The sequence below is a fragment of the Paraburkholderia atlantica genome, from assembly GCF_000092885.1.
GTDB lineage: Bacteria > Pseudomonadota > Gammaproteobacteria > Burkholderiales > Burkholderiaceae > Paraburkholderia > Paraburkholderia atlantica.
The window spans coordinates 785,510-797,806 of the sequence record NC_014118.1; the positions used below are offsets into that span (position 1 = coordinate 785,510).

Below are 12,297 nucleotides of genomic sequence, written 5' to 3' on the forward strand. Positions count from 1 at the left end.
AACGCGGCCAAGCAAGCTGTATGCCGCGCCATTTATGGCCCCGTTTCTGCTTACGGTATATAAAGCACACAGGCGTGTCGAGAGCGGCTGCCATCCGGCAGCGCCCGGCGCGCACCGCGAGGCCTCATGCCGATCCTGCTCGACCAGCATGCGCTGTTTATCGCCAGACATCCCGGGCGCTTCCTGCTGCAAACGCTGAAAGCGTTTCGCGCGAACCAGGGTCTGCTGCTCGCGGGCGCGGTCGCGTACTACGCGTTGCTGTCCATCGTGCCGCTGCTGATCCTGATCGTCATCGTGCTGTCGCGCGTGGTGCCGCAGCAGTTGGTGCTCGACGCGCTGTCGCACCTGCTGCGCTGGCTCGTGCCCGGCCAATCGGCCGCGCTCGTGCGTGAGCTGTCGAACTTTCTGCAGCATCGCGCGGTGATCGGCTGGGTGCTGCTGCTGACGATGCTGTTCTTCAGCTCGCTCGCTTTCACCGTGCTCGAAAACGCGATGTCGCTGATCTTCGTGCATCGCGTCGTCGTGAAGCGGCGCCACTTCCTGATCTCGGCGTTGCTGCCCTACTGCTACATCATGTTTCTCGGCGTGGGCCTCTTGATCGTCACGTTCGTATCGAGCGCGCTCGACACGATCGGCGCCGAAGGTCTCCAACTGTTCGGCCTGCATGTGTCGTTGCGGGGCTTCACGCGAGTCATGCTGTATCTGCTCGGCCTCGCCGGTGAAATCTTCGTGCTGACCTCGGTGTATCTGGTGATGCCGGTCGGACGTCCGTCGCTCAAACACGCGCTGATCGGTGGCGTGGTGGCCGGCGTGCTGTGGGAGGTCACGCGGCACGTGCTGGTCTGGTATTTCGCCACGCTGTCGCAGGTGAGCCTCGTCTATGGCTCGCTGACGATGGCGATCGTGATCCTGCTCAGCTTCGAATGGCTCGCCACCCTGCTGTTGTTCGGCGCGCAGGTGATATCGCAGTACGAGCGCTTCGGCACCGAAGCGCTCGACGCGCCGCAGCCGAAGATCAAGACCGGCTAAGCAAGCCAGTCGCAAGGAACAACCCTTGCTCGTTCGATACCGACCATAGCCGCCCATTCCACGCGGCGGCATCGACTGGATATCGAGGGAGCGAGGATCATGGCTGAAACCGTTGGCGATTTCATCATTGAGCGGCTGCATGCATGGGGCGTGCGGCGTATCTATGGCTATCCGGGCGACGGCATCAACGGCGTATTCGGCGCGTTGAACCGCGCGCAGAGCGAAGCGAAAAAACGCCATAAAGGCACGGATCAGCCGGGCCCGATCGAATTCATCCAGGTCCGCCACGAAGAAATGGCGGCCTTCATGGCCGCCGCGCATGCCAAGTTCACCGGCGAACTCGGCGTGTGCATCGCCACTTCGGGGCCCGGCGCATCGCATCTGCTGACGGGCCTCTACGACGCGCGTATGGATCACATGCCGGTGCTCGCGATCACGGGTCAGCAGGCGCGCGCGGCGCTCGGCGGACACTATCAGCAGGAGCTCGATCTGCCGTCGATGTTCAAGGACGTCGCCGGCTCGTTCGTCGGCTTTGCGACGATGCCCGCGCAGGTCCGTCATCTGGTCGATCGCGCGGTGCGTATCGCGCTCGCCGAGCGCGCCGTGACTGCGCTGATTCTGCCGAACGATCTGCAGGACATTCCGTACGAGCCGCCGGGGCGTAAGCACGGCACGCTGCATTCGGGTATCGGCTATGCGCGCCCACGGGTCGTACCGAGCGATGAGCAGTTGCGCCAGGCCGCCAACGTGCTGAACGCGGGCCGCAAGGTCGCGATCCTGGTCGGCGCGGGCACACTGCACGCGACCGATGAAGTGATCGCGGTCGCAGAGAAACTGGGCGCCGGCGTCGCGAAGGCGCTGCTCGGCAAGGCCGCGCTGCCCGACGATCTGCCGTGGGTGACCGGCTCGATCGGACTGCTCGGCACGAAGCCGAGCTACGACATGATGACCCATTGCGATACGTTGCTGATGATCGGCTCCGGCTTCCCGTACTCGGAGTTTCTGCCGAAGGAAGGCGACGCGCGCGGCGTGCAGATCGACATCAAGGCCGACATGCTGAGCTTGCGTTATCCGATGGAAGTGAACCTGGTCGGCGATAGCGCCGAGACGCTGCGCGCGCTGCTGCCGCTGCTCGAGCAGAAGGAGGATCGGCTGTGGCGTGAGCGCATCGAAGGCTGGGTGTCCGACTGGTGGAAGACGCTGGAAAAACGCGCGCACGAACCTGCAAAAGACGGCCTGAATCCGCAGCTGTCGGTATGGGAGCTGTCGAAGCGCATTCCGTCGAACGCGATCGTCACCAGCGATTCGGGTTCGGTCGCGAACTGGTACGCGCGTGATCTGCAGGTACAGCGCGGCATGATGTGCTCGCTGTCGGGCGGGCTCGCGTCGATGGGCGCCGCCGTGCCATATGCGATCGCCGCGAAGTTCGCGTACCCGGAGCGGCCCGTGATCGCGCTGGTCGGTGACGGCGCGATGCAGATGAACAACATGGCCGAGCTGATCACGGTCGCGAAGTACTGGCAAGGCTGGAGCGATCCGCGCTGGATCTGCATGGTGCTCAACAATGGCGATCTGAATCAGGTCACGTGGGAGCAGCGCGTGATGGAAGGCGATCCGAAGTTCGAGGTGTCGCAGGACATTCCGTCCGTGCCGTATCACCGCTTCGCGGAGCTGATCGGTTTGAAGGGCATCTATGTCGACCGCCCCGAGCAGATGGCGACTGCCTGGGACGACGCGCTCGCGTCGAATCGCCCGGTCGTGATCGAGGTGAAGTCCGATCCGAATGTGCCGCCGCTGCCGCCGCACGTCACGCTCGCGCAGGCCAAAGCGTTCGCCGAGACCTTGCTGAAGGGCGACCCCGACCAGGGCAACGTGATGGTCGAGACGGCGAAACAGGTGCTCGGCGCGGTGCTGCCGGGGCATCACGACAAATGACGCGGTAGAGCCTCGACGACGTGTGCGCGCGCCAACGGTTCGACAAAGAACGTGACTGGTAAAATGACGCGCGCTTCGTGCACGCGCTCATGGGCCTGCTTCAACGCAGGCCATCACGTCGCCCCTTATCTCATGCTCACACACGTCCTCGCCGTTTTCGCGGCGGCCCACCCTGCGTCATTCGCGCAGGTCGCATCATTCGCGTCGTCAGGCATGGACGCCCTCGCCCATGCTTGACGAAACCCGCATCGCACGCGCGCTGACCGCGCGCGGCATCACACCCGATCCGCGCCAGCGTGAGGCCATCGGCGCGCTCGTCGGGTTGCTCGGCGCGCAGCAGCGCGCGCGGCATGCATGGTCCACCGTCGCGTTCGGCCCGCAAGGCGTCTACTGTCACGGCTTGCCGGGGCGCGGCAAGAGCCTCGTCGTCGATACGCTGTTCGAGCTCGCGCCATGCCGCAAACGGCGCCTGCATTTCCACGAGTTCCTGCGCGAGATGAACCGCCGGCTCGTCCAGGCGCCGCGTGGCGACGACCGGCTTGGCGACGTATCGCGGCAATGGCTCGACGGTATCGAGCTGCTGTGCTTCGACGAATTCCATGTGCACGATATCGCCGACGCGTTCCTGATGGGCCGCTTTCTCGACACCGCGATCAACCTCGGCACGCGGATCGTGCTGACGTCGAACTACGCACCGGACGATCTGCTGCCCGACCCCGAGTTTCACGAGCGCTTTCAGCCGACCATCGCACAGATCAAACGCACCTTCACGGTGATCCATTTCGACGGCGCGCGCGATTACCGTTTCGGCGGCGAAGCGGCCGAGGTGCCGCGCTTTTTCGCGCCGCTGGATGCGTCGAGCGAGGCCGCATTGCGCGATATCTTCACGCGCCATGAAAGCGACGCCGCGATCGAACCGGTCAAGCTCAGCGCGGCGGGCCGGCCTCTCGAAGCGCGTGCGGCCGGCAGTGCGCTGCTGTGGGCGGACTTCGAGCAGCTGTGCGTCGCAAGCCGCTCGCACCTCGACTACCTCGATCTCGCCGAGCAATGGCAAGGCTTGATCGTCGATCGTCTGCATACGGACGCACTGAGGCAGTCGCATGCGCTGCAGCGCCTCGTGTGGCTGATCGACATCTTCTACGACCGCAAGCGCGCCCTCTTCATCGCGTCCGATCAGCCGATCGAGACCGCGTTGACCGGCCTCGAAGGCGCGCATGATCTGTCGCGTACGCTGAGCCGGCTCGCCGAAATGCAGTCGCGCGCATATCGCAACACGCTCGCGCGAGGCGGCGCGGACGAAGCGCAAGACGGCGTCAACGCCGAAGCTCGATAGCCGGGCATCTGACCCGCGCCCATTTCTGGAATTCTTGCAAGGCAGCGGTAAAGCGTGCCAACGCCCTATCGCGCCGACGAACGCGCCGCGGCGCCGCGCGCTGCGCCGCAGGACAACGAAGCGGGGCCGGACGCGGCCCGCCGCTTGTGCGGGAATGGGCTCTGCTACCGCCGAGCGCAGACCCCATTGTTCAGCGGATTACCTCCGCTCGCGCCCGGCCCATGCTCAGAACCGCCTCCGTGGCCGCCGCGTTGTGCGCGGCCTGCCTCACTTCCGCCTGCGTGCATATCGGCCCCTCGCGTCTGAAGGCCGATCAGGTCGACTATGCGCGCGCGCTCGGCGACGCGAAGAAGCGCGCGATCCTCGCCGCCGTGATCGGTCTGCGCTACGGCGATGCGCCCGCGTTCCTGAGCGTCAGCAGCATCATCGCCGCCTACACGTTCGACACCACCGGCGGCGCGACGCTCAACGCCGGCTCGGGCACCATGCCGAACTACGCGCAGGCGACCGGCAGCGTGTCGTATTCGAACCGTCCGACCTTCACGTTCACGCCGACCACCGGTGAAGCGTTCGCGTCCGCGTATATCCGGCCCCTCGCGCCGGCGCTCGTGTTGCCGCTCGCCGAGGGCGGCGTGCCGATCGATCTGCTGTTGCGCATCACCGCGCAGTCGATTGGCGGTCTGCGCAACGGCGATGTGCTCGGCGGCAACAACAGCGCGGGCGCACCGGGCTTCTTCGAATTGCTGCAGGCGTTGCGTCGCCTGCAATTGGCGGGCGAGCTGAACATCGAGACGCGTCAGCTCGATGCAAAGGCCAATCTCAAAGGCGGCCAAAGCCCCGCATTGGCCGTGTTCCTGTCGATCGGCGCGACCGGCAGCGGCGAGTCGCCGGGCACGGCCGCCGATGTCGCCCGCGTGCGCAGGCTGCTGCATCTGTCTACGAAGACACGTAGCTATGAGGTCGTGTATGGGCCGTCGTCGACTTCTGCGAAGGGCGACCGCATTACGATGGTCACGCGCTCGGTGCTCGGCATCCTCAGTGATCTCGGCGCGCAGGTGCAGGTGCCGCAGGAGCGCATCAGCGACGGTTCGACGAAGCCGACCGTCGGGTTGATCGGCGGCGAAACGAGGCCGACAATCATCGTGCACTCGGGCAAGGCCGCGCCGGCCGATGCTTATGTGTCGATCGCATATGGGCCTTCGGTGTATTGGGTCGAGCGCAATGACTTCGACTCGAAATACGCTTTTACGGTCGTGCAGAATCTGATGGCGCTCGCGGAGGCGGATACGAGCAGTAAGGCGCCGGTGGTGACGATTCCGGCGAATTGAGTTCGATAGGCGTGAGCGGACCTGTTCGTTCTTCATCGCGCCGCGCTGTCGCGGCAAAGGAGAAGTCATGGAAAAGATCCCAGTTACCACGGCCTTGTTCATCGCAGGCTTTGGCCCGATTGTGATCGAGGCCCAGGCAAGCCGCGATCTCTACGGCCGGGCTTTCGGTATCCCCTTCAAGGAAGAGAACGGCGGCTATCTCCATACGGAGAGTCTGAACGGGGCAAACTCTTTCGCGTTGTGGCCACTCTCGCACGCTTCTCAGTCGTGCTTCGGCACGGAATCATGGCCTCGCGACGTACCCATTCCGCAAGCCTGGATCGAATTCGATGTCGACGACGTCGAAGCGGCGACGGCAGAACTTGAAGCGCAAGGGTATCGAATGCTGGTCAAAAACCGGAAAGAGCCTTGGGGCCAGACTGTCAGCCGCTTTATCGGGCCGGAAGGATTGCTGGTCGGCATCACATTTACGCCATGGATGCGGGACAAGAAGTGATGGCGGCTACAGTGCAGATTGGGGGGAACCAGCGCGCATCAGGTTACCTGGTTCATTCCGCAAATCGATATTCACCATTGTGAATAATGCGCATAACTATCAGCCTTCGCTTTCCTAAACTTGGATTTCGCGACGCTGACCGAAACGTGCGAGAGCATCGTTTGCGTCGGAATCGCAGTCCATTCAAGGAGAAGCGCTTCATGAGCAAGGCAACCAGCACATTGATCGCGGCCGTCGCCGCACTGATGCTGTCGGGCGGCGCATATGCACAAAGCAACAACACGCTGGCGACTCCGTCCACCAAGTCGCCGGCACCTGCAACGAGTGGCTACGGCACGCCGGGTGCCACCGGCTCGGACAGCGGCTCCGCGTCGCCGAACGCGGGCCAGCCGATGAGCACGATGAGCACGGACAGTAGCTCGACGTCCCGCCAGCCCGCTTACGGGGTTAACAACTCGTTGGCGACCCCATCCACGAAGTCGCCTGTCGGCCAATAATCGCAATCAAGGCTGGCAACCACGCGCGGTAATTCGAACGTCGCCTCTGCCCCGGCATGCGGTCGTTTGATCCGCGAATGCGTGCACTCGTTGCAGGCGCCTTCGGTGGGCGCTGATCTAGAATAAAAGCATGGTCGCGACCCGACAAGGAGGCTGCCATGACACTCACGCTAACGTCGCAAGCTTTCCGACAGAGCGGCGAAATTCCGGTGCAGCATACCTGCGAGGGCGCCAATGTATCCCCGCCGCTCGCGTGGTCCGGCGTGCCCGCGAACGCAAAAAGCCTGGCGCTGATCGTCGACGACCCTGACGCGCCAGACCCGGCCGCGCCGAGAATGACGTGGGTGCATTGGGTGCTCTACAACATCCCGCCGACAGCAACCGGGTTGCCCGATGGCGCTGATGCGCAGGCTTTGCCGGGCGGCACGCTCGAAGGCACAAATGACTTCAAGCGTGCCGCTTACGGCGGCCCGTGTCCGCCCGTGGGACGCCACCGCTATTTCCACAAGCTGTATGCGCTCGACACCGTTCTGCCCGACCTGAAAAGCCCCAGCAAGGCCGCTCTCGAGAAGGCCATGCAGGGGCACGTACTAACGCACGCCGAACTGATCGGCACCTATCAGAAGCGATGAGCGCTGGCATCGTTTCATCAATCGAACTTGCTGACGAAAAAATTCAGCAGCGCCAGTGCGCCAAAATCAGTGCGACGACACATAAGCCGTATCAGCGAATACTGCCGGGATCGAGAAACTCTCGCGCAGACGCTTAGCCTCCGCGGCCGGCGTCAGTCCAAACAGACGCCTGAATTCCCTGCTGAACTGGGACGGGCTCGCGTAACCCACCGCGTGACCCGCCGCCTCCGCGGTCAGGTCCTGGCGCACCATTAACAGGCGAGCCTGATGAAGGCGCGTCGACTTCAAATATTGCATCGGCGACACCTGGGTAATTGCCTTGAAGTGGCTGTGGAAGCTCGGAATGCTCATACCCGCTTCGTCGGCCAGTTGACTTACGTCGAGGGGCTGCGCATAGCTTGCATGAATCAGGCGGAGCGAGCGGCCGATCTGGCCGAACTGTCCTCGCATCGCCAAAGCCTCGCGCAACGAGCTTCCCTGGGCTCCGGTGAGCACCCGGAAATACAGTTCACGCAGCAGCCCGGCGCCCAACACGGCCGCTTCCAGCGGCCGATGCATCGCCTCGAGAAAGCGCAGCACGGACGCTTGCATCGCGTCGTCCATCGGCGTCGACATCATGCTCTGAGGTGCTGGTGCGCGCTCCGCCACGCCTTCACGGTCGATCCGCTCCGCAAGTTCGGCGGCCAATGCGAAATCGAGGTGCAGATACAGCGCGAGAAGTGGACGCTGCTCGGTTGCGTCGGTCTCCATGCTGAACGGCACAGGCACGGATACGGCCAGATAGTGTCGCTCGTCATACAGGTAAAGCTGGTCGCCGAAATAGCCTCGCTTGCGGCCCTGGCAGACGATCACGATACCGGGGTCGTACAGCACGGGCGTGCGCGAGAGCGCCCGGTTCGACCGCAAGATGCGGACGCCCGGCAGTGCCGTGAGGTTGTAGCCCTCGTCGGGCGCCAATGCGCGCAGCAGGTCAACCATGCGTTTCTGGCTTCGCGAGGATAGAGCTGGGTGTCGGGTCGAAGCGCGTATCGGGCTCATAGTTTCGTGCAAGAAAATCAGCGGAATTCGGCTTATTTTGCCTCGGTTGTCAGATTAGTATGCACTCTCCAATCGACATTCGGGAGAAGCTTCAGTGGCATCCAGCAAAACTCTGCTCATCACCGGCGTCAGCAGCGGCTTTGGCCGCGCGCTCGCACAGGAAGCGCTTGCGATGGGTCACAAGGTCGTCGGTACGGTGAGAACCGTCCAGGCAAAGCGTGAATTCGAGTCCCTATCCGCGAACGCCGCTTGGGGACGTGTGCTCGACGTTACCGCGTTCGACGCGATCGACGGCGTGGTGACGGAAATCGAGGCCAGCGTCGGACCCATCGATGTGCTGGTCAACAATGCCGGCTACGGTCACGAGGGCATCATGGAGGAATCGCCGCTATCGGAGATGCGCCGGCAGTTCGATGTGAATGTATTTGGTGCGGTCGCGATGATGAAGGCCGTTCTGCCATTCATGCGTGAGCGCCGCCGCGGTCACATTGTGAATATCACATCGATGGGCGGCTACATCACGATGCCGGGAATCACTTATTACTGCGGGAGCAAGTTCGCGTTGGAAGGCATCTCCGAGGCGCTCGGCAAAGAGGTCCGGCCCTTCGGTATCGCCGTGACGGCGGTGGCGCCGGGCTCGTTTCGCACTGACTGGGCGGGGCGCTCGATGACGCGGACGCCCCGCTCGATTTCGGATTACGACGATATTTTCAATCCCATCCGCCAAGCCCGAGAGGAAAAAAGCGGCAAGCAATTGGGAGATCCCGGCAAAGCGGCGCGCGCAATGCTCGCCGTCATCGCAGCGGAACATCCGCCCACGCGTCTATTGCTCGGTAGCGACGCACTCGGGCTCGTTCGAGCCAAACTGTCGGCATTGAAAGCGGAAATCGATGCGTGGGAGGCCACCACCATCTCGACGGATGGCTGATGACAGCCGAGGCGGAGCATCTGTCGCGACGCGACTTGCATTACGTTGCATTCAACACCGCTGCGCGGTGCGCGAATAGTCGATGGATTCATGAGTGGCGTGCAAAGCTGCATTTGTGAGCGACGCGCGACGTGGCCTACACTTCGTCTCACTCGCTCGAGTGATGCGGATAGAACCCGTTCCTCGCCGATCGGCACGCGCAGTCTTCACCCTCTGGTCGCAAAGGCTTTTCGCTGGAATCGGCGGCCGACGCTCTGGCGACGAGCAAGCGAACCCTTTAGCGCCGTATCGAGTCGGTGCTGGGCAAGTCGCCTTTGTCATACTTCCAGGATTTGCGCGTCGAGCATGCGCTTCACGTGATTCGGACAAGCCACCCGGATATCGAGGCAATCGCTGCCGAGGTCGGCTACGCCGATGGCGTGACGCTGCGTACACTGCTTCGCAGACGGCTCGGCCGAGGCGTGCGTGAATTGCGCGGCGATGTGCGCTGATCGCGAGTAGCGCGGGAAACGATGGCCAAGCGGTCAGTAAGCGCCGCGCCCGCTGGGCTTACGTTAAGAGGACAGCATCTGGAGGACTTTTACCATGACTGAAGCTATCGACCCTGCTGCCGATACCGGAGCAAGCGGGTTTCAAGGCGTCACGCGACGCGTGCTTGAACGCATGCCGATGCCTGGGAGTAGCCGGGAACTCGTTCTGACCGAGGTGACCTATCCGCCGGGTGGTGTGGCCCCGCTGCACGCGCATCCCGTTGGTGGAATCGTCTACATACTGGAAGGTGTAGCCGAGTCTGCGTACGGCAGCGATGCTCCCCGACGATACTCGGCCGGCGCGTCTTTGCAGGACAGGACGGACGTGCCACATACGCTCTTCCGCAATTGCGAGTCAGAACGCCCACTTCGCTTTCTGACAATTTGTGCGCTGGAGCCCGGCCAGTCATACGTCATCGAGCTTTGAAGATCAGTTGCGCTTCGAGCGCTTCAGTGGCATTGTCACCCTCGACGCTGGCCGAAGTTGCCGCCGAATCAGGCATACGAGGGCATGCATTGGAGGTGATTCGCGAACGCTTCGAATATGTACGATAGCGCACCAAATCGTGCCGACATGCGGGGGAGCATTCCGAGGCACTCTCTACCCACCGACCGGCGCCGCCGGTTTCGGGTAATCGCGTGTTGTTGTGGCGTCAGGCTCCTCACATAATCCTGTGCAGGTTGCTACGGAATCGAAATTCAAATGCTGAACATCGATCTCAGGTCACAACTGCAGACGTATCTGCGAAATATCCGCAGACCGGTCGAATTGATCGTGTCGCGGGGCGGCAGCCAAACGTCGCACGAAATGGTGACGATGCTGAACGAAATTGCGTCGTTGTCCGATCTGGTAACGGTAGTCGAAGAGCAGCACGACGACGAGCGCAGGCCATCGTTTTCAATCAGGCAGGTCGGAGCAAGTGCCGCCATTCAGTTTGCCGCCACGCCAACAGGGCCTGAATTTTCGTCCCTCGTCCTTGCAATACTCCAGGTCGGAGGACATCCCGTAGTAGCCGACCGTACGACCATCGAACAGATTCGAACCCTGCAACGTGACTACTATTTCGAGACCTATATTTCGTTGTCGTGTGGAAGCTGTGTGGACGTAGTGCAAGCGCTGAACATGATGGCGGTGATCAATCCACGGATTCACAACATTACGATCGACGGCGGAATTTTTCAGAGTGAGCTGTCCGCGCGTGATATTAGCGTCGTGCCGACGATCTACATGAACGGCGAGGTATTCGGCGAGGGGCGCAGCAGCTTCGTGCAGCTCGGCGCGAAACTCCTCGACATAGAAATGAGCATGAGAGCGGCACTGCGCGCGGCTAGCAAGTCGTAGCACCGGCCTGCAGGCCGTAAAAACGACAACGGACGCACCTGAAGGCGGCGCTGTAGTCCACGCTGCTGCGGCGCTACGCGCTCATGATCCGGAATCGGCGTCGCTCGCGTGGATGAGCAGCAGTGGCGTTTGCGTAATTTGCAAGACCCGCCCAGCGACGCTGCCGAGTATCCAGCGCGTGATGCCGCGCCTGCCGTGCGTACCCATCACGATCAGTTGCGCGTCCCAGCCGCTCGCCTCGCGCACGATCGCATGAGCAACGTCATCGTTGGTCCGGTTGGTCCTGACGAGCGCCGTCGAGACCCGCGTCGACGCGCGCGCCAGAACCGGCTCCGCAGCGGCTATTGCGTCCTTGCCTTCGCCGACGAACGAGTCCTCGAGCGAATCGATCGGAATCCAATCGGACAATCGCACGGCGCGATCAATCACATAGACTGCTCGCAATTCGGTGTCGGACGCAGCGAACCGTATTCCGTACTGCAATGCGGACATCGACTGAGAACTTCCATCGACCGCGAACAGGATGCGCTCGGGCAACTCGCTATGCGTCGCGCTGTAGCTCTGCGGGACGACCAGCATCGGGCAGCGAAGACGTCTCGTCAGCGGTTCGGACACCGTACCCTCGGCCCAACGCTGCAACCCCTGGTGTTGACGCGCGCCTACCACCATCAGGTCGGCTCGCCATGTGTCGGCCGCATCGATCAGGGCATCCACGACGTCGTTGCCGCGCTTCGCGAGGTCGATGACTTCAGTGTCGATATGTGCATCACACGCGGCTAGCGATCGCTTCGCCCGATCGAGTGCTTCGACTGCATCGCGAAGCAATTCATCGCGCGCCAGATCCAGCATGTGGCCGACGCGCCGACCCGTCGGAAAAAGCGTGTGGGGATTCTCGGCCACGCTCACGAGGCGGACGTCGCATCCGGACGGAAGGAGGTTTCGCGCGTAGTCGAGCGCCTGTCGAGATGCGTCCGACGAATCGACTGCGATCAGCACTCTGCGCGGCAGCGTCGACATGCCGTCGACTGGATGGGGGGAATTCATGGTTGGCTCCGAACTACGGCAGGTTTATCTATGAACGGCTCGCCGGCGCGAAATCGGTCAGCTCGGCGCTGAGTTACCTGTTTGGCACCGCTTATCCGGAGCCCGGCGTAGTGGTGACGAATGGCGTCGACTACGAGATCTACGCGAAACGCGACGCCTGAGCGG

At 62.7% G+C, this 12,297-nt stretch carries 13 protein-coding genes and 1 pseudogene; 12 read left to right on the forward strand and 2 right to left on the reverse strand.

Features of this window, described 5'->3' with window-relative positions; all coding sequences use genetic code 11:
* The first annotated feature begins 126 nt into the window (after positions 1 to 126).
* The 7 genes from BC1002_RS19575 (at position 127) to BC1002_RS19605 (ending at position 7,250) form a co-directional block, all read left to right on the forward strand.
* The gene (locus tag BC1002_RS19575; RefSeq protein ID WP_013091721.1) at positions 127 to 1,029 is read left to right on the forward strand and encodes a YihY/virulence factor BrkB family protein; all 903 of its coding nucleotides are present in this window, start codon (positions 127 to 129) and stop codon (positions 1,027 to 1,029) included.
* Positions 1,030 to 1,128: 99 nt separating this feature from the next.
* Positions 1,129 to 2,964 carry a thiamine pyrophosphate-requiring protein gene (locus BC1002_RS19580; protein ID WP_013091722.1) on the forward strand — a complete coding sequence of 612 codons (1,836 nt, stop codon included), beginning with the start codon at positions 1,129 to 1,131 and terminating at the stop codon, positions 2,962 to 2,964.
* Between the two features lie 229 nt (positions 2,965 to 3,193).
* The gene (zapE, locus tag BC1002_RS19585; RefSeq protein ID WP_013091723.1) at positions 3,194 to 4,297 is read left to right on the forward strand and encodes a cell division protein ZapE; all 1,104 of its coding nucleotides are present in this window, start codon (positions 3,194 to 3,196) and stop codon (positions 4,295 to 4,297) included.
* 221 nt (positions 4,298 to 4,518) lie between these two features.
* Positions 4,519 to 5,625: a hypothetical protein gene (locus BC1002_RS19590; RefSeq protein WP_013091724.1), complete on the forward strand. Its 1,107-nt coding sequence runs from the start codon at positions 4,519 to 4,521 to the stop codon at positions 5,623 to 5,625.
* A gap of 67 nt (positions 5,626 to 5,692) precedes the next feature.
* The gene (locus BC1002_RS19595; RefSeq protein WP_013091725.1) at positions 5,693 to 6,121 is read left to right on the forward strand and encodes a VOC family protein; all 429 of its coding nucleotides are present in this window, start codon (positions 5,693 to 5,695) and stop codon (positions 6,119 to 6,121) included.
* Positions 6,122 to 6,321: 200 nt separating this feature from the next.
* Positions 6,322 to 6,618: a hypothetical protein gene (locus tag BC1002_RS19600; protein WP_013091726.1), complete on the forward strand. Its 297-nt coding sequence runs from the start codon at positions 6,322 to 6,324 to the stop codon at positions 6,616 to 6,618.
* A 158-nt stretch (positions 6,619 to 6,776) separates the two neighbouring features.
* Complete coding sequence (locus tag BC1002_RS19605) at positions 6,777 to 7,250, forward strand: YbhB/YbcL family Raf kinase inhibitor-like protein (protein ID WP_013091727.1); 474 nt, start codon at positions 6,777 to 6,779, stop codon at positions 7,248 to 7,250.
* A gap of 66 nt (positions 7,251 to 7,316) precedes the next feature.
* Here the strand turns inward: BC1002_RS19605 and BC1002_RS19610 are convergent, their stop codons facing one another.
* A complete protein-coding gene (locus BC1002_RS19610; RefSeq protein WP_013091728.1) occupies positions 7,317 to 8,288 on the reverse strand; it encodes an AraC family transcriptional regulator in 972 nt (323 codons plus the stop codon).
* A gap of 94 nt (positions 8,289 to 8,382) precedes the next feature.
* Between BC1002_RS19610 and BC1002_RS19615 the strand changes: the two genes are divergently transcribed.
* From BC1002_RS19615 to BC1002_RS19630, 4 genes and pseudogenes are all read left to right on the forward strand, one after another.
* Positions 8,383 to 9,216 (forward strand): oxidoreductase, encoded by an 834-nt coding sequence (locus BC1002_RS19615; protein WP_013091729.1) that lies wholly within the window; start codon positions 8,383 to 8,385, stop codon positions 9,214 to 9,216.
* A gap of 221 nt (positions 9,217 to 9,437) precedes the next feature.
* Positions 9,438 to 9,707, forward strand: a pseudogene (locus BC1002_RS19620) (helix-turn-helix domain-containing protein); the annotation flags it as partial.
* A 94-nt stretch (positions 9,708 to 9,801) separates the two neighbouring features.
* Complete coding sequence (locus BC1002_RS19625; protein WP_013091730.1) at positions 9,802 to 10,173, forward strand: cupin domain-containing protein; 372 nt, start codon at positions 9,802 to 9,804, stop codon at positions 10,171 to 10,173.
* A gap of 276 nt (positions 10,174 to 10,449) precedes the next feature.
* Positions 10,450 to 11,088 carry an alkyl hydroperoxide reductase subunit F family protein gene (locus tag BC1002_RS19630; protein ID WP_013091731.1) on the forward strand — a complete coding sequence of 213 codons (639 nt, stop codon included), beginning with the start codon at positions 10,450 to 10,452 and terminating at the stop codon, positions 11,086 to 11,088.
* 81 nt (positions 11,089 to 11,169) lie between these two features.
* Here BC1002_RS19630 and BC1002_RS19635 read toward each other — a convergent pair whose 3' ends face one another.
* Positions 11,170 to 12,132, reverse strand: coding sequence for a universal stress protein (locus BC1002_RS19635; RefSeq protein ID WP_013091732.1), 963 nt, complete (start codon positions 12,130 to 12,132; stop codon positions 11,170 to 11,172).
* 2 nt (positions 12,133 to 12,134) lie between these two features.
* Between BC1002_RS19635 and BC1002_RS37795 the strand changes: the two genes are divergently transcribed.
* Entirely contained in the window at positions 12,135 to 12,293 is a 159-nt protein-coding gene (locus tag BC1002_RS37795) for a hypothetical protein (RefSeq protein WP_157874715.1), read from the forward strand.
* Positions 12,294 to 12,297: the final 4 nt, after the last annotated feature.